The sequence below is a fragment of the Paenibacillus sp. sgz302164 genome (assembly GCF_056120505.1).
Genome location: NZ_JBVYOL010000012.1, coordinates 226,155 through 244,820, shown reverse-complemented (window position 1 = coordinate 244,820; position 18,666 = coordinate 226,155). Strand labels below are relative to the sequence as shown.

General features: G+C 50.5%; 19 protein-coding genes. All 19 read left to right on the top strand.

The window, feature by feature from the left end:
* Positions 1–110 precede the first annotated feature (110 nt).
* The 19 genes from dprA to flgG all read left to right on the top strand — a co-directional run bounded on the left by dprA (position 111) and on the right by flgG (position 18,609).
* Positions 111–1,202, top strand: coding sequence for a DNA-processing protein DprA (gene dprA, locus AC0LWT_RS21115; protein ID WP_474683241.1), 1,092 nt, complete (start codon positions 111–113; stop codon positions 1,200–1,202).
* A gap of 70 nt (positions 1,203–1,272) precedes the next feature.
* Positions 1,273–3,375 (top strand): type I DNA topoisomerase, encoded by a 2,103-nt coding sequence (topA, locus tag AC0LWT_RS21110; protein WP_474683240.1) that lies wholly within the window; start codon positions 1,273–1,275, stop codon positions 3,373–3,375.
* A gap of 13 nt (positions 3,376–3,388) precedes the next feature.
* The gene (gene trmFO / locus AC0LWT_RS21105; protein WP_474683239.1) at positions 3,389–4,705 is read left to right on the top strand and encodes an FADH(2)-oxidizing methylenetetrahydrofolate--tRNA-(uracil(54)-C(5))-methyltransferase TrmFO; all 1,317 of its coding nucleotides are present in this window, start codon (positions 3,389–3,391) and stop codon (positions 4,703–4,705) included.
* A gap of 140 nt (positions 4,706–4,845) precedes the next feature.
* The gene (gene hslV, locus AC0LWT_RS21100) at positions 4,846–5,400 is read left to right on the top strand and encodes an ATP-dependent protease subunit HslV (RefSeq protein ID WP_474683238.1); all 555 of its coding nucleotides are present in this window, start codon (positions 4,846–4,848) and stop codon (positions 5,398–5,400) included.
* A 90-nt stretch (positions 5,401–5,490) separates the two neighbouring features.
* The gene (hslU, locus tag AC0LWT_RS21095) at positions 5,491–6,888 is read left to right on the top strand and encodes an ATP-dependent protease ATPase subunit HslU (RefSeq protein ID WP_474683237.1); all 1,398 of its coding nucleotides are present in this window, start codon (positions 5,491–5,493) and stop codon (positions 6,886–6,888) included.
* Positions 6,889–6,921: 33 nt separating this feature from the next.
* Positions 6,922–7,698: a GTP-sensing pleiotropic transcriptional regulator CodY gene (gene codY, locus AC0LWT_RS21090; protein ID WP_474683236.1), complete on the top strand. Its 777-nt coding sequence runs from the start codon at positions 6,922–6,924 to the stop codon at positions 7,696–7,698.
* A gap of 260 nt (positions 7,699–7,958) precedes the next feature.
* Positions 7,959–8,366, top strand: a complete 408-nt coding sequence (flgB, locus tag AC0LWT_RS21085; protein WP_474683235.1) for a flagellar basal body rod protein FlgB — start codon at positions 7,959–7,961, stop codon at positions 8,364–8,366.
* A 6-nt stretch (positions 8,367–8,372) separates the two neighbouring features.
* Entirely contained in the window at positions 8,373–8,822 is a 450-nt protein-coding gene (gene flgC / locus AC0LWT_RS21080) for a flagellar basal body rod protein FlgC (protein WP_474683234.1), read from the top strand.
* 25 nt (positions 8,823–8,847) lie between these two features.
* Positions 8,848–9,156 (top strand): flagellar hook-basal body complex protein FliE, encoded by a 309-nt coding sequence (gene fliE / locus AC0LWT_RS21075; RefSeq protein ID WP_474683233.1) that lies wholly within the window; start codon positions 8,848–8,850, stop codon positions 9,154–9,156.
* Positions 9,157–9,210: 54 nt separating this feature from the next.
* Entirely contained in the window at positions 9,211–10,794 is a 1,584-nt protein-coding gene (gene fliF, locus AC0LWT_RS21070) for a flagellar basal-body MS-ring/collar protein FliF (RefSeq protein WP_474683232.1), read from the top strand.
* Between the two features lie 12 nt (positions 10,795–10,806).
* Positions 10,807–11,823, top strand: a complete 1,017-nt coding sequence (fliG, locus tag AC0LWT_RS21065) for a flagellar motor switch protein FliG (protein WP_474683231.1) — start codon at positions 10,807–10,809, stop codon at positions 11,821–11,823.
* Positions 11,816–12,658 (top strand): FliH/SctL family protein, encoded by an 843-nt coding sequence (locus tag AC0LWT_RS21060; protein ID WP_474683230.1) that lies wholly within the window; start codon positions 11,816–11,818, stop codon positions 12,656–12,658. Before fliG ends, AC0LWT_RS21060 begins: the two co-directional genes overlap by 8 nt.
* A complete protein-coding gene (gene fliI / locus AC0LWT_RS21055) occupies positions 12,655–13,980 on the top strand; it encodes a flagellar protein export ATPase FliI (RefSeq protein WP_474683229.1) in 1,326 nt (441 codons plus the stop codon). The genes AC0LWT_RS21060 and fliI overlap by 4 nt, the downstream gene beginning before the upstream one ends.
* A 9-nt stretch (positions 13,981–13,989) precedes the next feature.
* Positions 13,990–14,433, top strand: coding sequence for a flagellar export protein FliJ (fliJ, locus tag AC0LWT_RS21050; RefSeq protein WP_474683228.1), 444 nt, complete (start codon positions 13,990–13,992; stop codon positions 14,431–14,433).
* 25 nt (positions 14,434–14,458) lie between these two features.
* On the top strand, positions 14,459–15,376 hold the full coding sequence (locus AC0LWT_RS21045) for a MotE family protein (protein WP_474683227.1): 918 nt from the start codon (positions 14,459–14,461) through the stop codon (positions 15,374–15,376).
* A 32-nt stretch (positions 15,377–15,408) separates the two neighbouring features.
* Positions 15,409–16,842, top strand: coding sequence for a flagellar hook-length control protein FliK (locus AC0LWT_RS21040; protein WP_474683226.1), 1,434 nt, complete (start codon positions 15,409–15,411; stop codon positions 16,840–16,842).
* Between the two features lie 33 nt (positions 16,843–16,875).
* A complete protein-coding gene (flgD, locus tag AC0LWT_RS21035) occupies positions 16,876–17,319 on the top strand; it encodes a flagellar hook assembly protein FlgD (protein ID WP_474683225.1) in 444 nt (147 codons plus the stop codon).
* Entirely contained in the window at positions 17,316–17,702 is a 387-nt protein-coding gene (locus AC0LWT_RS21030) for a TIGR02530 family flagellar biosynthesis protein (RefSeq protein WP_474683224.1), read from the top strand. Before flgD ends, AC0LWT_RS21030 begins: the two co-directional genes overlap by 4 nt.
* A gap of 91 nt (positions 17,703–17,793) precedes the next feature.
* Positions 17,794–18,609 carry a flagellar basal body rod protein FlgG gene (gene flgG, locus AC0LWT_RS21025; protein ID WP_474683223.1) on the top strand — a complete coding sequence of 272 codons (816 nt, stop codon included), beginning with the start codon at positions 17,794–17,796 and terminating at the stop codon, positions 18,607–18,609.
* The last annotated feature ends 57 nt before the right edge of the window (positions 18,610–18,666 follow it).

Genomic DNA, 18,666 nt, shown 5'->3' with positions numbered 1-18,666 from the left:
TTTTGCGTAAAGGTAAGCAACCTTTCATTTCCCGGACAGGGATTTGAAAGGTTTTTTTTTCTTTTCCGAAGGCTTTAACATTTGTCAGATGGTCAAGGAGTGATATACTAATGGATAATCGTCTCATTATATTCGGTCTTCACGAGATGGAAGGCGTTGGCTGGCAAACGATTTACAAGCTTTTGAACAGTTTTCCGGAACCCGGGGAATTGTTCGGGCTTTCGGCGGGAGCGATCGCATCGTTCGGCATCAGACGGCAGATCGCCGAACAAATCGCTAAGCAATTTACTCCGACCTTTATCGAACAAAGGCTTCAGATGTATATGAAGCATTCCATTCAATTCATGACCCTGCTGGATGAAGCGTACCCTCCCGCCCTCAAAGAAATCGCCCAACCCCCTTGGATTATTTATTACAAAGGAAACGTCTCTTGCCTGCATCAGCGGCTGCTCGGCATGGTCGGCTCACGCAAGCCGACTCCTTACGGGAGCAAGGTGGCCGTGGAAATGTCCGCCGCTTTGTCCAGGGCAGGCTTCGGCATCGTAAGCGGCTTGGCTCGGGGAATCGACAGCCAGGCTCATCAAGGAGCGCTTCTTGGGAAAGCTAAGACAGTGGCGGTGCTCGGCTGCGCCATTAATCAAATATATCCGCGGGAACATGCGCATTTGTACCGCATTATCGAGAAGGAAGGCATTATCGTTTCGGAATATCCCGTCGGCACGCGCATGCATCCGGGCATGTTTCCGCAGCGGAACCGGATCATCGCCGGCTTGTCGCTCGGCGTTATCGTCGTGGAGGCGGCAGCCGACAGCGGTTCGCTCATTACCGCGAATTTTGCGGCGGATGAATCGCGGGACGTCTTTGCCGTCCCGGGGCTGATTACGTCGCATCAAAGCCAGGGCGTGTACGAGCTGCTGCGCACAGGCGCCAGAATAGTCACACGCGTTGAGGATATTATAGAGGATTATCGTTATTTGCTGAGCAGTGCCGAATTAAGGGGGCTGCAGCAGCCTTCGACAAGCATCGAACTGAGCGATGAGGAGCGTAAAATTACTCAATTGCTGTCGAACAGCCCGGTCGGCATTGACGAGCTTTTGGAACGCAGTCAATTTACGTTTGGACATTTGCATGCAGTTCTGTTATCTTTACTATTGAAAAAGGCGATTAAACAGCTTCCTGGATCTTCTTACATATTAGTATAGGCTGCTCAAGAAGCTATTCATCTCGCCAATAGACTATATTCGGAGACCATGAGGGGAGGAAGGACGATCCATGGCGGATTCTTTAGTCATCGTCGAATCACCAGCAAAAGCCAAAACCATCGGTAAATATCTGGGCAGCAAATATATCGTTAAAGCCTCGATGGGTCATATTCGCGACCTTCCGAAAAGCCAAATTGGCGTAGAAGTGGAACGCAACTTTGAGCCCAAATACATTACGATTCGCGGCAAAGGCTCTGTCCTCAAAGAGCTGAAGGATGCCAGTAAAAAGGTTAAAAAAATATATCTCGCGGCTGACCCGGATCGTGAAGGGGAAGCGATTGCATGGCATCTGGCTCATTATTTGGACGTCAGAGCCGATGAAGCGTGCCGCGTCGTATTTAACGAAATTACGAAGGACGCGGTCAAAGACGCATTCAAAACGCCGCGCCGCATCAATCAGGACCTGGTGAACGCGCAGCAGGCAAGACGCATTTTGGACCGTCTCGTCGGTTACAAAATCAGTCCTTTGCTGTGGAAAAAGGTCAAGAAAGGCCTTTCCGCAGGGCGGGTGCAATCCGTAGCCGTCAAGCTGATTATGGACCGCGAGAATGAAATCAAAGCGTTCGAGCCGGAAGAATATTGGTCGATCACGGTCCAACTGGAATCGGGCAAGAGCGTTTTCGAAGCCAAATACCACAGCATCAACGGCGAGAAGAAAGAGCTTCATTCCGAAGACGAAGTTAAACTTGTGTTAGAAGCTATGGGCAGCGGGCTGTTTACCGTTCAGGAGATCAAGGAGAAAGAGCGTCAACGCAATCCGTCCCCGCCTTTTATTACGAGCTCCTTGCAGCAGGAGGCGGCGCGCAAGCTGAATTTCCGGGCTTCCAAAACGATGTCCGTAGCCCAGCAGATTTACGAAGGGATCGATTTGGGAAAGGAAGGCACCGTAGGTTTAATCACTTATATGCGTACCGACTCCACCCGGATCTCGCCTGTAGCGCAGGAAGAAGCGAAAGAGTTCATTTTGGGCAAATACGGGGCTGCTTATTACCCGGAAACGCCTCGCCAATATGTGAGAAAGAATGCTAACGCGCAGGACGCTCACGAAGGCATCCGGCCTACATCGGTGATGCGCGAGCCTGAACAAGTGAAGGAGTTCCTGAGCAAAGACCAGTACCGCCTATACAAGCTTGTCTGGGAGCGTTTTGTCGCCAGCCAGATGGCATCGGCCGTGCTGGATACGATGACTGTCGATCTGGCAGCAGGCGAGACCCTATTCCGCGCAGCGGGTTCCAAAATGAAGTTTCCCGGCTTCATGAAAGTGTATGTGGAGAGCAACGACGACGGCACGACCGAAGAGGATAAGCTGCTGCCGCCGCTCACGCAAGGTGATCAGCTGAAACGGCAAAACGTCGATCCGAAGCAGCATTTCACCCAGCCGCCTCCGAGATATACGGAAGCACGCCTCGTTCGGGCGCTTGAAGAGATGGGCATCGGACGTCCGAGTACTTATGCGCCGACGCTGGAGACGATTCAAAAGCGCGGCTACGTCGCCATTGAGGAAAAGAAATTCGTGCCGACCGAGCTGGGCGAGCTAGTTATTCAGCTGATGCAGGAGTTTTTCCCGGAAATACTGGACGTCGAATTTACCGCCCACATGGAAGAAGAGCTTGACTTCGTCGAAGAGGGCAAAGAAGATTGGGTCAAGGTACTGGACTCCTTCTACGCTTCGTTCGAGAAGAGGCTCGAGGTTGCGGAAGAAGAAATGAAGGAAATCGAGATCCAGGACGAAGTTTCCGATGAGCTTTGCGAAAAATGCGGCAAGCCGCTCGTGTATAAAATGGGCCGCTTCGGCAAATTTCTGGCTTGCTCCGGTTTCCCCGACTGCCGCAACACGAAGCCGATCGTCAAAGATATCGGCGTGACGTGCCCGACCTGCCATCAAGGCAAAATCGTCGAGCGCCGCAGCAAAAAAGGCCGCGTCTTTTACGGTTGCGACCGTTATCCGGACTGCGATTTCGTCTCGTGGGATAAACCCGTCAGCAAGCCGTGTCCGCAGTGCGGTTCCATGCTGATTGAAAAAAGAAGCAAGAGCGGCGTTACCCATCAATGCATACAGTGCGATTACAAAGAAGAGGCCAACGAAGAAAACAACGATGAACTGAAGGATTAGAGGTGTGCCGATTTTGTCCGATTTCCCTAGAGTAACCGTTATCGGCGCAGGTCTTGCCGGGAGTGAAGCCGCATGGCAGATCGCTCGTCAAGGCGTGCCCGTCACGTTATATGAAATGAGGCCGGTGCGCAAAACGCCGGCGCATATTACCGATCAATTCGCCGAGCTCGTGTGCAGCAATTCGCTCCGCGCCAACGGTTTGTCCAACGCGGTAGGCGTTCTGAAAGAAGAGATGCGGCGCATGGATTCGCTCATTTTAGCGTGCGCCGACAAGCATGCCGTTCCTGCGGGTGGCGCCTTGGCCGTCGACCGCGACGGCTTTTCGCAGGAAGTGACTTCCACGCTGCGGAACCATCCGCTCATTGAAGTGCGCAATGAGGAGGCGCAAACGCTGCCGGAAGGGATTACGATCGTCGCATCCGGACCGCTGACGTCCCCGTCGCTTTCCGCCGAGCTCAAGGAGCTGATGGGCGAAGAGTATCTCTACTTCTACGACGCCGCGGCGCCTATCGTGGAGAAGGACTCCATCGATATGAGCAAGGTGTATCTGGCATCGCGGTACGATAAAGGCGAAGCGGCTTATCTGAATTGCCCGATGACGGAGGAAGAGTTCGACGTCTTCTACGAGGCGCTGATTACCGCGGAAGTAGCCGAGCTTAAAGAATTCGAAAAAGAAATTTATTTCGAGGGCTGCATGCCGCTCGAAGTGATGGCTAAGCGAGGCAAGCAAACCGTGCTGTTCGGTCCGATGAAGCCGGTCGGTCTGATTAACCCCCACACCGGCAAAATGCCGCATGCGGTCGTCCAGCTTCGCCAGGATAATGCCGCCGGCACGCTTTACAATCTGGTCGGCTTCCAGACTCATCTAAAGTGGGGCGAGCAAAAACGGGTACTGTCGCTGATCCCGGGACTGGAGAATGCCGAGTTCGTACGGTATGGCGTTATGCACCGCAATACATTCATCAACTCTCCGAAGCTGCTTGAGCCTACATACCAATTCAAACGCAGAGCGGATCTGTTCTTTGCCGGTCAAATGACGGGCGTTGAGGGCTACGTAGAATCCGCGGCTTCCGGTCTGATCGCAGGCATCAACGCAGGGCGGTTTGCCAAAGGAGAGCAATGCCTCGTTTTCCCGGAGGATACGAACCTCGGCAGCATGGCGAATTACATCACGACCGCGGATTTCAAACATTTCCAACCGATGAATGCCAATTTCGGTCTGCTTCCGCCGCTTTCGCAGCGCATCCGCAACAAAAATGAAAAGAACGAGATGCTGGCAAACCGCGCATTGGAAAGTATTCAGAATTTTTCACAAATTGAGCGTCAATGAACTTGTAAGTAAAGTTGCGCCTGTGTTACTATTAATATGTTTTTATTGAATAGACCTCTCGAAGCAGCAGCAAAACCACTGTTTTTGGTGCTGTTTCTTATTTGTCGAGAAATCAAGATTCCACTAAAGAGGTGAGACGGATGGATCCGCAGCATGCAGCGTTTCATGCGACAACGATTTTTGCGATTCGTCATCAAGGAAAAGGCGCTATTGCCGGGGACGGTCAGGTCACTTTCGGCAACAGCATGATTATGAAAGGCAGCGCCAAAAAAGTCAGGCGTTTATATAGGGGCAAAGTAGTGGCCGGTTTCGCCGGTTCCGTTGCGGACGCAATTACGCTATTTGAGAAGTTTGAAGGAAAGCTGGAGGAGCACCACGGCAATTTGCAAAGGGCTGCGGTGGAAATGACCAAGGACTGGCGTCAGGACCGCGTGCTGCGAAGGCTGGAGGCGATGATGATCGTCATGGACGCATCCGGGCTGCTGCTCCTTTCCGGCAACGGCGAGATTATTGAGCCGGACGACGGCATATTGGCCATCGGTTCGGGGGGGAGCTTCGCATTGGCCGCGGGACGCGCGCTGCACCGTCATGCCGCGCATCTCAGCGCCAAGGAAATCGCTCACGCCGCATTAACTACAGCCGCTGAAATATGCGTGTTTACGAATCATAATATTATAGTAGAAGAGATTGAATAATCCGCTGCATACATTGGTGCATGAACCGCATTCATACCGATGAATACGAAAGTTGGCTTTCCCGCCGGAAAGCTCTTAGGAGGATTCCACATGAAAAACAGTTCCCTGACGCCCAAGCAGATTGTACAGGAGTTGGATCGATATATTGTCGGACAAAAGAAAGCGAAGAAATCCGTAGCCATCGCTCTGAGAAACCGGTATCGGCGAAGTTTGCTGGAGGAATCGCTGCGCGATGAAATCGTGCCGAAAAATATTTTGATGATCGGTCCTACCGGCGTCGGCAAAACGGAAATTGCCCGGAGATTGGCCAAACTTGTCGGAGCTCCTTTCATAAAGGTTGAAGCGACGAAGTTTACCGAGGTCGGTTATGTCGGCCGTGATGTGGAATCGATGGTGCGCGACCTTGTTGAAACCGCGATTCGAATGGTGAAGGCCGAACGTACGGAGAAGGTGAAAGACCGCGCGGAAAAATTGGCTAATGAACGCATCGTCCAACTGCTTGCGCCCAGCCCCGCTCGCGCCAAGACGCAGCGCAATCCGCTGGAGATGCTGTTTGGCGGCCAGAACCAGGAGAATCAAGAGGAAGCGGCTCCCGCCGATCCTTCCCTGGCTTCGCGCAGAGCGCAAATCGCCGAGCAATTAGCCTCGGGTCAATTGGAGCAGGAAACGATCGAGATCGAAGTGGAGGACAGCTCTCCGACGATGCTGGATATGCTTTCCGGGCAAGGAAACGAGCAAATGGGCATGAACATGCAGGAGATGTTCGGCAGCCTCATGCCGAAGCGAACGAAAAAGCGCAAGCTGTCCGTCAAGGAAGCGCGCAAAATTTTGACGCAGGAAGAAGCGCAGCGCCTGATCGATATGGACGAAGTCATTCAGGAATCGATCGGCCGCGCGGAGCAGTCGGGCATTATTTTTATAGACGAGATCGATAAAATTGCAAGCAGCAGCCGCGGCGGAGGCCCGGATGTTTCCAGAGAAGGCGTGCAGCGGGACATTTTGCCGATCGTGGAAGGTTCGACTGTCGTAACCAAATACGGTCCCGTCAAAACGGACTACGTCTTGTTCATCGGCGCCGGAGCTTTTCACATCGCCAAGCCGTCGGATCTCATCCCGGAGCTGCAGGGGCGGTTCCCGATCCGCGTAGAGCTGAGCAACTTGACGCTGGACGACTTCGTTTCCATTTTGAAAGAGCCGAAAAATGCGCTTACCAAACAATATACGGCGCTGCTGCAAACCGAAGGCATCGAGGTGGATTTTTCGGATGAAGCCGTCCGGGAAATTGCCCAGATCGCCGTTGAAGTGAACCAGAACACGGAAAATATCGGGGCGCGCAGATTGCATACGATCCTGGAGAAGCTGCTGGAGGATTTATCGTTTGAAGCTCCCGAAATTACTTTGGAGCGCATCGAGATCACGCCGGAATATGTGCGGGACAAATTGAGCGACATTGTGCAAAATCGCGATTTAAGCCAATATATTTTATAAGATAGCGCCGTCACATTAGTAGGAGGAAGCAAGATGACTTTATTAAACAAGACAAGAAGTCTGAACCGGCTGCTGCAAAAGGAAGCGGGCAATGCGGTCAGCTTTATGGATATGGCTGACGTATTGCGGGATATCGTCAGCGCCAACATTTTTGTCATCAGCCGGAAGGGCAAAATTCTTGGCTATGCGTTAAGGCTTGATTCCGGGCCATCCGAAATGGATCAAACGATTTTGTCGGAGCGACGGTTCGGATCGGAGTTTAACAGCCTTCTTTTGAAAATCGATGAAACCTCTTCCAATATCGGTCCAGACACCCCATACTCGAAGCAGATGGTTTCGATTTTCCGGTATGCATACACGACAATAGTCCCAATTATTGGCGGGGGGGACCGATTGGGGACGTTGGTGCTCACGCGCAACGATGCCGCTTTTGTGGATGACGATTTGATTTTGGCAGAATATGGTTCGACCGTCGTGGCAATGGAAATTTTGCGGGAACGCGCTGAAGAGATTGAGGAGGAAGCAAGGAGCAAGGCGGTTGTGCAGGTAGCAATCGGATCGTTGTCTTTCAGCGAATTGGAGGCCGTTGAGCATATTTTCGAGGAGTTAGAAGGCAGAGAAGGGCTTTTGGTTGCCAGCAAAATTGCCGACCGGGTTGGCATCACACGTTCCGTTATTGTCAATGCGCTCCGCAAACTGGAAAGCGCCGGAGTCATTGAGACGCGTTCCCTTGGCATGAAAGGCACATACATTCGCATTTTGAATGACCAGTTGATACAAAGTATCGAACAGTTGAAAACAAAGCTGTAGCTTGAAAAGTGTGAGTTTTTTCACAGAACTACGGCATAAATACGAAAGTCCTGTCTTTTGAAAAAAGATAGGGCTTTTTTCTTATTGTAAGTTAGGTCATTATCTTCCATCATTAGAACTGTGATAACCAATTTTACATATTTCTACATTGAGGTTCTGCTTCGAATAAAGCAATGCAGGATAATGTCGATTTAAGAAGGAATCAATGTTTCACTTGTTGAATAAGAACAAAAACATTCTAGTGAAAGTGGGTATTAAGGATGTCTTTCTTGGATAAGCCAAGCTGGAATCTGATGGAGAGAACTCTGGATTCTTCAGCGCTTCGACAGAAAGTGATAGCAAATAATGTCGCAAATGTCGACACGCCGTTTTTCAAGCGATCCGACGTCGTTTTCGAGGAAATACTGGAAGGTCAAATGAGTCCCGCTACCCCCCCTATAGAAGGATATCGGACAGATAGGAGACATTTTTTTATAGGTAAATCGACCAATGGGATAACTCCGGAAATAAAAGTCGACGAAACGACAGCGATCAACAACAATATGAACAACGTCGACATGGATTATGAAATGTCACTGATGGCAAAAAACCAGCTTAAATATAATACGTTGATTCAGCAAATGAACAGCGAGTTCAAAAAAATGCGAACCGTACTGGGGGGAAGATAATAAACGATGAGACTGACAAACGGATTTGACATTAGTTCGTCTGCACTTACTGCACAGCGGTTGCGGATGGATGTTATTTCTTCCAACATCGCCAACGCCGATACGACCCGCGCTAAAATGGTCAACGGCAAATGGGTCCCGTATCAAAGGAAGCTGGTATCCTTTGAAACGAAACCGCAGCCGACATTCGCGCAAACGCTGAATTCAGCTATGGCTGACGGAACAGGCGAAGGGGTCCGGGCCAACAAAATTTTTGATGATACGTCGCCGCTCAAGCAAGTATATAATCCGACCCATCCCGATGCGGACGAGAACGGATTCGTCTACATGCCTAACGTAGATGTGCTGAAAGAGATGGTCGACATGATTTCGGCAACGAGATCTTATGAGGCTAACGTCACAGCGCTGAATGCCAGCAAATCGATGATTACGAAAGCTTTGGAAATCGGTAGATAATTCAGAATAGGGAGGAAACGGCTTCATGATCGACAAAATTAGTTACAGTCCGATGAATGTTATGAGCACTGTTCAGCCGAAAGACCGTTCGGGCGAAGGTGCGGCGGACTTGGGAAAGCAGTTTGGAACGTTCCTGAACGATGCGATTACAAACCTGAACAATCAGCAGCAGCAAGTCGACCAATTGAACCAAAGCTTCATTAAAGGCGAACTTTCGGATGTGCATCAATTGACGATAGCTTCAGAGAAAGCGTCTCTGGGACTGGAACTTACGGTTCAAGTGAGAAATAAGATTCTTGAATCGTATCAGGAAGTTATGAGGATGCAGTTGTAATACATATACGACTAAAAGTTGAAAAATGAAACCAAGTTTCAATGAGGTGAGAAAGTGAACGAGAACCTGCTCCAGTATTGGGACAAAGTCAAACAATATTGGAATCGATACAGTAGAACGACGAAAATCACTTTCATAGCCACGGTTTTCCTTCTAGTTCTTACTGCGGCAATAATTAGCTATAACTTATCCAAAACCGAATACTCGTTAGCTTTTACAGACTTGCAGCCCAGCGATGCAGCTTCCATAAAAGGCTACCTGGATACGGCCAAGATCCCTTACAACCTTAGCGCTGACGGCAAAAGCATCGAAGTGCCGAGCAATCAGGTGGCTAACGTGAAGCTTGCAGTCGAGTCGCAAGGGCTGAACAAGAACGGTTCGTTAGGATTCGGCTCATTCAGCCAAAACAGTTCTTTCGGCATTACGGACAACGAATTCAAAGTCAAGTACATAAACGCAGTGCAAGGCGAACTGCAGCAGCTGATTAACTCGAATCAAGCGATCAGCAGTTCCAAAGTATTGATTTCCCTTCCTGAGGAAGGACCGTTTTTGCAGCAGCAGCAAGAAAAGGCATCCGCCTCCGTCGTGCTGCAGATCAAACCGGGATACAGGCTTGATCAGGCCAAAGTGGATACGATCTACAACCTGGTCTCGCACAGTGTGAAAAATTTGCCGCTGGAAAACATAACGATTTCCGATCAATACGGCGAAAGCCTGGTTTCTTCCAAACTCGGCGGGCAATCGTCGGCCAGCTTGGTTGCGAACCAGTTCGATATCAATAATCAATTCCGCAACGATTTGCAAAAAAACATTAGCAGCATGCTAGGCCGGATGCTCGGTCAAGACAAAGTCATCGTCAGCGTGTTCTCGACGATGAACTTCGATCAGAAGAAAAGCCAAGAGAAGCTTGTAACGGCTCCGAATCAAGTGGACCAAAAAGGTTTGGAAATTTCGTTGCAGGAAGCATCCAAATCGTATCAAAGCGATGGAGCTGCGCAAAACGGAGGAGTCCCGGGAACAGGGACAACCGATGTGCCCGGCTACCCTGGAAGTTCCGGTGCCGGCAAATCTACTTCCGAAGAAAACAGCAAGACTGTAAATTACGAAGTGAACCGGATTACCAACGATATCGTTTCGTCTCCTTATGTTGTCAAAGATTTGAGCATTAACGTAGGCATCGAGCCTCCGGTTAAGGATGATCCGAAGTCTTTGACGCAGGAAACGAAGGATGCCATCCAGGATGCTTTGGTGAATATTGTCAGAGCTGCGCTGGCTGATAATAAAATTACTTATACTGACGTTGAATTGAAAAATAAAGTTAAAATTATTCCACATTCTTTTGTAACACAAGCCGATACGGCCGCATCCAAAACAACAACTTACCTGACTTACGGCGGTTTGGCTCTTGCCGCTTTAGCGTTAGGGCTTGTTGCCGGACTTATTATCAGAAAGCGTAGGAAAGCAGCTCAGCTGGAGGAAGAACTAGCTATGCCGGCGGCGACGAAAGCGGAGCTTCCTACAGTCGATTTAGAAACTGTATCTAATGATAGTCAAGTGCGCAAACAATTGGAAACTCTTGCGAAAAAGCGACCGGAGGATTTCGTCAATCTGTTGCGTACTTGGTTAGCAGACGAATAGAGGTGCACTTTTTTGGCGAGAACAGCTCTGCAAGGGTTAACGGGAAGACAAAAGGCCGCTATTCTTTTGATCAGTCTAGGCCCTGAAGTTTCTGCTCAAATCTTCAAACACTTGCGGGAAGAAGAAATTGAACAGTTAACACTGGAAATTGCAAACGTTAGAAAAGTGGATTCGCTCGAAAAAGAATCCATTTTGGCGGAATTTCATCAAATTTGCTTAGCGCAGGAGTTTATCTCTCAGGGCGGTATCGCTTACGCTAAGGATATTTTGGAGAAGGCGCTCGGTTCTCAAAAGGCGCTGGATATTATTAATCGTTTGACCGCCACGCTGCAGGTTCGGCCGTTCGATTTCGCTCGCAAGGCGGAACCGGCACAAATTCTCAATTTTATTCAAAATGAGAATTCACAAACGATTGCGCTCGTTCTTTCGTATTTGGAAGCCGATCAAGCTTCAATTATTTTATCGTCGCTTCCCCAAGAGAAGCAGGCCGATGTTGCTAAACGGATCGCGTTAATGGACAGCACTTCTCCTGAAGTTATCAGTCAGGTGGAGCGCGTGCTTGAACAAAAGCTTTCATCTACTGTGACCCAGGATTACACAAATGCAGGCGGTATCGCATCGATCGTTCAGATTCTGAACGGCGTCGACCGCGGAACGGAGCGTACAATTCTCGACTCTCTGGAGATTCAAGATCCCGAGCTTGCGGAAGAGATCAAAAAGCGGATGTTCGTCTTCGAGGATATCGTCAATATCGACAACCGTTCGATCCAAAGAATTATCCGCGATATCGAAAATTCAGACATGCAGCTTGCGCTTAAAGTGGCGAGCGAAGAAGTTCGCGACGCCTTGTTCAAAAACATGTCCAAACGTATGGCCGAGACGTTCAAAGAAGAAATGGAATATATGGGTCCAGTGCGTTTGCGCGATGTTGAAGAAGCTCAAACGCGAATTGTCGCCACGATTCGCCGCCTAGAAGAATCCGGTGAAATTATCATCGCTCGCGGCGGAGGAGATGATATTATTGTCTAATGTCATTAAATCTTTTGCATACGTGTCTTTAGATGATAAAAAGCAGTTGGAAGTGATCACTCCCGTTCAATTGCTACGCGCCGGTCTGCTTGATGACGAAGAAGCGGCCAAACAGCAACTGACACCGGAACAACTGCAGGAGCTTCATGACGCTAATAGCATGAAAAACCAAATCATCCAGGATGCCGAGACTTTCGCCGAAGAACAAATTCAGTTGGCGATGCAGGAATGCGCTGCGCTCCGCGAACAAGTTAACGCTGAAATTAATTCATGGTGGTCGGAACGCAGGGCCCAGGATGAAGCGCATGTGGCTGAAGCTCAGCAGGCCGGATTCGAGGCCGGTTACCAGCAAGGCGTCATGCAAGCCGAAGAAGCGCTTCGTCAGGAGTATACCGGAATGCTGGCGGATGCACGTTCCATTTTGGAGCAAGCCTATACGTTAAAACAGCAGATCATTCAGGAATCCGAGCCGTTCTTGATCGAGCTCAGCACATCGATCGCCGAGAAGGTGATCGCCCGGCAGTTGAGCATGGAGCCGCAATGGAGCGTAGATCTGATCCGAAAAGTATTGTCGCGCAGACGGGAAAAAGGCATTATTACGCTTTGTGTCTCACCGTCACAATTTGCCTACATTCAGGAGGCGCGCGAAGAGCTGCTGACATCCATTGATTCGCAGGCCGAGCTGGAAATTATTCCGGATTCTACGGTTCAGGATCACGGCTGCGTTATACGTTCTTCATTCGGCAGCATCGACGCCAGAATCGATACACAGCTTAAAGAAATTAAGACGGCCCTGCAGGAAATGGCCATTCGCAGCGAGGGATCGGATTCATGAGCTACAGTATACCTTCTGCCGCCAAATACATAGAACATTTGCCCCAAATCGATCCGATTCGCGTGAACGGCAAAGTTACGCAAGTGATCGGCCTTACCGTTGAGTCGGAAGGTCCGGATGTCAGCATCGGCGATCTTTGCTACATCTATCCTTTGAAATCCAACAAGCCGCTCAAAGCGGAAGTGGTCGGATTTCGCAGCAATAAAGTGATACTGATGCCGCTGGGCGAGCTGGATGCCATCGGTCCGGGCTGCGATGTTGTCGGCACCGGCAAGCCGCTTACCATACAGGTCGGCCATGAACTGCTGGGTAAAGTGCTGGACGGATTGGGACAGCCGCTGGACGGTTCGTTTTTGCCGTCGAGAATGGCCCAGTACTCGACGAACAACGCGCCGAGCAACCCGCTGATTCGCCCGCGCGTATTGAATCCGATCAGCGTTGGAGTGCGCTGCATCGACGGATTGTTGACGATCGGCAAAGGGCAGCGCGTCGGTATTTTCGCCGGTTCCGGCGTCGGCAAGAGCACGCTGATGGGCATGATTGCCCGCAACACCTCTGCCGATGTGAACGTCATCGCGCTTATAGGCGAGCGGGGCCGCGAGGTGCTCGATTTTATCGAAAGAGACTTAGGTTCGGAAGGGCTCGCCCGTTCGGTAGTCATCGTAGCGACGTCCGACCAGCCGGCATTGATCCGGATCAAAGGGGCGATGATCGCCACCAGCATTGCCGAATATTTTCGCGATCGCGGCCTTAACGTTATGATGATGATGGACTCCGTCACCCGCTTTGCGATGGCGCAAAGGGAAGTCGGACTGGCCGTCGGCGAACCGCCTGCGACCCGCGGTTATACGCCTTCCGTCTTTGCGATGCTTCCCCGCTTGCTGGAACGTTCGGGAACGGGGCCCAAAGGCTCGATCACCGCATTTTATACGGTGCTGGTAGATGGCGACGACATGAATGAGCCGATCGCGGACGCAGTTCGCGGTATTTTGGACGGCCACATCGTGTTGAACCGCAGCATCGCGAACAAGGGCCATTATCCGGCTATCGATGTGTTATCAAGCGTAAGCCGCGTCATGAAAGAAATCGTACCGCAGGAACATATGGAAGCGGCTGACCAGTTGAAGCGTCTTCTTTCCATTTATAAAGATTCGGAAGACCTCATTAATATCGGGGCGTACCAGAAAGGTTCCAACCCGGATATTGACATCGCGATCGATAATATTCAAACGATATGGGATTTTACGAAACAAAAAACGTCAGAAAAGCTTACATTTGACGAAGCGCAGCAGCGATTGATTCAAGAATTTTACAAGGGATGAGGGAGCTGAATGAAGTTCAGGTATTCCTTTCAGCAAATTGTAGATTTGAAAAATAGCGAGCGATCCCAGGCAGAATGGGGATTGTCGGAAGCGATCGGCGAATTGCGGAATGTGGAAACGAGCTTGAATGAATTGTTTGTGCAAAAAGACCAGCTTCAGCATCAAATTGCAGACGCTTCCGGCCAGTCGGTTTCCATTTCCGAAGTGCTGCTTTTGCAAAATTATATGAATCATCTGGATCAGCAAATCGTGCGCAAGCACCAGGATATTGCGGCCGCGCAGCGGGTCGTCGAAAAGAAACAGGAGCATTTGACGGAACGCATGATAGATGAAAAAGTGTGGACGAAAGCAAGAGAGAAGGCCTTCCATCAATTTCAATCGTTCGTTGCGAAGAAAGAGCAGGAAGCTCTTGATGAGATGGCTACCAACCGCTTTAAGCGATTATCGTATTGAAATGCCTTAGAGAGGGAGAGAGAAGATGGCCGATACGACCACGGAGGGCACTTCCTACAGTGCGTTGGAACGATTTCTGATATGGTTTGTCATTCCGTTTGTATTTACGGCGGTTCTGCTCTTCGTATTGCTGTCTATCTTCGATTACGACATCAAGAGCAGTATCCAGAAAGCACTGCATAATACACCGGTAATTGGCAGTATCGTTCCTGCGCCGAAAGAAAAGGCGGCTGCGACGGCAGGCTCCGGCAAAACGCCGACGTCGGACCAAAGCGCGAAGTCGAAGGACGATGAGATTGCGAAGCTGAACGCCAGAGTTGCAGAACTGGAAGCAGCTTTGCAGAAGTCGGATACCGCCTCCGCGCAAAAGGATCAGTCTTTGAAGGATTCGGAGGCCAAGGCGGCCGATCTGGAGGAGAAGCTGAAGGATAAGACGCAAACCGAAGAAGAATACAACAACCAGATTACACAGCTCGCCAATCTTTATGGGAAGATGACGCCAGGCAAAGCGGCGCCGATTATGGAAAATTTGACGCCCAAAGAAATGGTGCTCGTCTTCTCGATGATGAAGCCTGACGCCCGGGGAGCTATTCTTGAAAAAATGGATCCGAAGAAAGCCGCAGACGCTTCAATCGGACTTAAAGACGTAACGACTGTCAAGGACAAAGAAATCGCCGCTCTTCAAGAGAGACTGAAGCTGAACGGAGCCGATGCCGCGAAGTCCGCGACTTCGGTCAGCAAAACCGACTTGGGTCAAACCTTTGCGAATATGACTCCGAAAAGCGCAGCCAATGTGCTGATTGAAATGAACAAGTCCAACTCTGACAAAGTGCTGGCCATTTTGAGCGGGATGGACAACGCGTCGCGTTCCAAAGTCATGTCTGCTCTGTCTGATGCCAACAAGGAAATGGCTGCTTCGATTACAGCGAAGCTTGCCCAGTAACCTTCAGACTCCATGAAGGGAGGTGAAAATAAATGGACGTACAGATGTCGATTACACCGTCTGCCGGCACGAAAACTTCCGCTTCCGGAGGCAAAACGGCAGCAGGCAGCAGCAGCGCGGGCGCTTTTACCCAAGTCCTGGATGGGCAGCTTGTGCAAGGAAGCCAGGCTGATTCGACCAACCCGACTGATCCGGCCGTCGCATTGGCAGGACTTTTGCAAATGCTGCAAAGCTTGATCATCCCGGTGCAAAATGTGGTGCAAAGCCCGAGTGAACAGACGGAAACTTTGCCCGAAACGCTGGTTCAAGCGATGAACAGCAATCCGGGTTTGGCGCAGCAGCTTTTGCAGGATCCGAAGATGAAGCAGTGGTTTGAGCAAGCAGAGCAAATTCTGGGCGCGCTGACCGAGAACCAGGCTGGTAAAACGGCGTCTTTGCCTGCTGCAAGCGGGGGACAAGCGGTAAGCTCAGTCAACCTGCAGGCGCAAAATACGCTGTTGACCTTGGCCACTTTGACCAAGCAGCAGCCGGACAATCCGATTTTGCAATATGTGAACCAGCAGTTGCAGGACGTCATTCAACCGATCTTGCCTGCGATTGTCGCCGGGCAGCAGCCGCAGCTGAAAGCACAGCAGGCAGCAGCTCAACAGCCGGCCGTCGCGGAAGCCGCAGCGAGTGAAGAAACGCCGGCCGTTCCGGTTGCGCCCCTTCATGCGCAGAACAAGCGCACCGCAGCGAAGCATGCCGAAGTAAAACCGGCAAGTAAAGAAGAAACTGTGCAGACGGTACAGACTGCCAAGTCGAAGCTTGAACTGCTGGCGGTCAAAAATGCGATGATCGCGCCTATATTCCAGACTAAAACCGAAACCGACGATTCGGCCGATGTTTTACAGCCGCTTCCGACAGAAGCAGAAGAGCATGCGAACCCTTTCATTAATTTGGCCGACGTGCAAAAGAGCCAGTTCGGAACGGCGCCTGCCGAGAAATTAGTTACGCAAACTTTGCATGCAGCTAATTTTGCCGAAGAGATGACGGATCATGTGATGAAAAACATGAAAATCACGCTTGCCGAAGGAATCTCCGAAGCCAAGCTATCCCTGTTCCCGAAAAACCTCGGGCATGTTGACGTGAAAATCACAATGCACGAAGGGCAGTTGATCGCACAGTTTGCCGCTGATACCGCAGCAGGCCGACAAATGCTGGAAAGCCAGCTTCCACAGCTTCGTCAAGCACTGCAATCTCAAGGTCTGCAGGTTGAGAAGCTGGAAGTGACGCAAAGCCCGGGCATGCAATCCGGCATGTTCCAGGATCAGCGCCAGCAGCAGTCACCCAATCAAACGTTTCGTCAAAACAAAAACCGCTCCGGAAATTACGAGCAGGAAGCGATTGATTTTAACCAGGAAATAGCCGGAGCCGCTCAAACTCGTACCGCTGTCTATGGGAATTCCTTCGATGTAATTGCCTAACAGTGATGAATGCCAGGCAAACGGAGGTGAATTATGGCTACGAATCCAGTCTCGGGCAATGTTAAGGACATCATAAACACCGGGCAGACCAAGCAAACAAAAGAAAAAAATACAGGCACGCTTGGAAAAGACGATTTTCTCAAAATTTTGATTACACAGCTTCAAAATCAGGACCCGACCCAACCGCTGCAGGATAAGGAGTTCATTGCGCAAATGGCGCAGTTTACTTCCGTCGAACAGTTGACCAACATGGCCGGGGAAATGAAATTAATGAGGCAGTCGATTGGATTTGTTTCCGGTCTGATCGGCAAATCCGTCACCTGGACAAGCACCGATTCCTCGGGCTCCTCCACTCAAAAAACGGGTATTGTCGACTCCATCACGATGAAAGACGGCAATCAATATGCCAACGTGAAAGGAGAGGAAATTTCTCTGGACAAGCTCAGTAAAATCGAGAATGCCGGAGAAACCAAATGACGGAGCGGATATCCATTGGACAGCTGTATCCCAATGCGCTTCCACCGGCGTCAGCTAAGCGAGTGCCGGTACAGCAGCAGGCGTCTACTTCCGGCAAGCCTACGTTTCAGCAGCTTCTTCAGGATCAGATGGTGCATTTTAGCCATCATGCCGAAGTCAGGCTTAAAGAACGGGGTATTCAATTAAAGCCCGAACAGCTGGATCAGCTTAGCTCGGCGATTGACAAGGCCGCAGCAAAAGGGGCCAAAGATGCGTTGATGCTGCTGAATGGCAATGCTCTCATTGTGAATGTGCCGAACCGGACTGTTGTGACGGCGCTGGACGGCAATTCGATGAATGAACATGTTTTTACGCAAATCGATAGTGCTGTAATTATTTCCTGACAGTCAGGCCGGACCGTTTAGGAGGCCTGGAGCCGCCGAACGATAGAAGCGGCTCGCATCAATATTTGCAAGAACAATAGGAGGCTGCTACATGCTAAGGTCATTATATTCAGGCGTTTCTGGTATGCGTGGTTTTCAAACAAAATTAGACGTTATCGGCAATAACATCGCTAACGTGAACACGATCGGCTTCAAAGAGAGCCGGGTTATGTTCAAAGATATTTTAAGCCAGACGGTCGCAGGTGTCAGCGCTCCGAACGATACTCGCGGTGGAGTGAACGCCCAGCAGGTAGGTCTTGGTGTTAGCCTGGCGGCCATCGATACGGTTCATACGGCAGGCAGTGCGCAAACAACCAATGTGGCCACGGATTTGCGGATTGACGGGGACGGATTTTTCCTTGTCGGAAACGCTGCGGGCACAAGTGAGCAAACTTACTTGACAAGAGCGGGCAACTTTTCTTTGGATGCTAACGGCAATCTTGTTACGGCCGACGGCCTTCATGTTTTCGATACCAGTGGCGCGCCGATTAACATCGATCCTGCCACCATCCTTTCGTTCTCGATCGCCAAGAACGGCGACATTATCGGCGTGGATGCGGCCGGTGCGACTTCAACCGTAGCGACTATCGGGGTTATGAAAGTAACGAACCCTGCCGGTCTTCAAAAAGTAGGCGGGAACTTGTACCAGATGACCGCGAACGCCAACGCAACGACGGAAATAGCTCCGATAGCGCCAGGGAGTTCGGGGGCAGGTTCGCTGATTTCAGGCCAGCTTGAAATGTCGAACGTAGATTTAACGGGCGAATTCACGGAAATGATCGTTGCGCAGCGCGGTTTTCAGGCGAATTCAAGAATTATTACAACTTCTGACGAAGTGCTTCAAGAGGTCGTCAACCTGAAACGATAGGCTTTAGCTTGAATGTAAGATAGGGCGGGGAGGAGAGGCCTTTACAAGCAGCCTCCC

Coding starts and splice junctions, on each gene's coding strand:
- codY (WP_474683236.1), top strand. CDS start 6,922: ATGACTTTATTAAACAAGACAAGAAGTCTGAACCGGCTGCTGCAAAAG.
- hslU (WP_474683237.1), top strand. CDS start 5,491: ATGAAAAACAGTTCCCTGACGCCCAAGCAGATTGTACAGGAGTTGGAT.
- flgD (WP_474683225.1), top strand. CDS start 16,876: ATGGCTACGAATCCAGTCTCGGGCAATGTTAAGGACATCATAAACACC.
- hslV (WP_474683238.1), top strand. CDS start 4,846: ATGGATCCGCAGCATGCAGCGTTTCATGCGACAACGATTTTTGCGATT.
- AC0LWT_RS21030 (WP_474683224.1), top strand. CDS start 17,316: ATGACGGAGCGGATATCCATTGGACAGCTGTATCCCAATGCGCTTCCA.
- AC0LWT_RS21040 (WP_474683226.1), top strand. CDS start 15,409: ATGGACGTACAGATGTCGATTACACCGTCTGCCGGCACGAAAACTTCC.
- fliI (WP_474683229.1), top strand. CDS start 12,655: ATGAGCTACAGTATACCTTCTGCCGCCAAATACATAGAACATTTGCCC.
- flgC (WP_474683234.1), top strand. CDS start 8,373: ATGAGACTGACAAACGGATTTGACATTAGTTCGTCTGCACTTACTGCA.
- AC0LWT_RS21045 (WP_474683227.1), top strand. CDS start 14,459: ATGGCCGATACGACCACGGAGGGCACTTCCTACAGTGCGTTGGAACGA.
- topA (WP_474683240.1), top strand. CDS start 1,273: ATGGCGGATTCTTTAGTCATCGTCGAATCACCAGCAAAAGCCAAAACC.
- flgG (WP_474683223.1), top strand. CDS start 17,794: ATGCTAAGGTCATTATATTCAGGCGTTTCTGGTATGCGTGGTTTTCAA.
- dprA (WP_474683241.1), top strand. CDS start 111: ATGGATAATCGTCTCATTATATTCGGTCTTCACGAGATGGAAGGCGTT.
- fliJ (WP_474683228.1), top strand. CDS start 13,990: ATGAAGTTCAGGTATTCCTTTCAGCAAATTGTAGATTTGAAAAATAGC.
- flgB (WP_474683235.1), top strand. CDS start 7,959: ATGTCTTTCTTGGATAAGCCAAGCTGGAATCTGATGGAGAGAACTCTG.
- fliE (WP_474683233.1), top strand. CDS start 8,848: ATGATCGACAAAATTAGTTACAGTCCGATGAATGTTATGAGCACTGTT.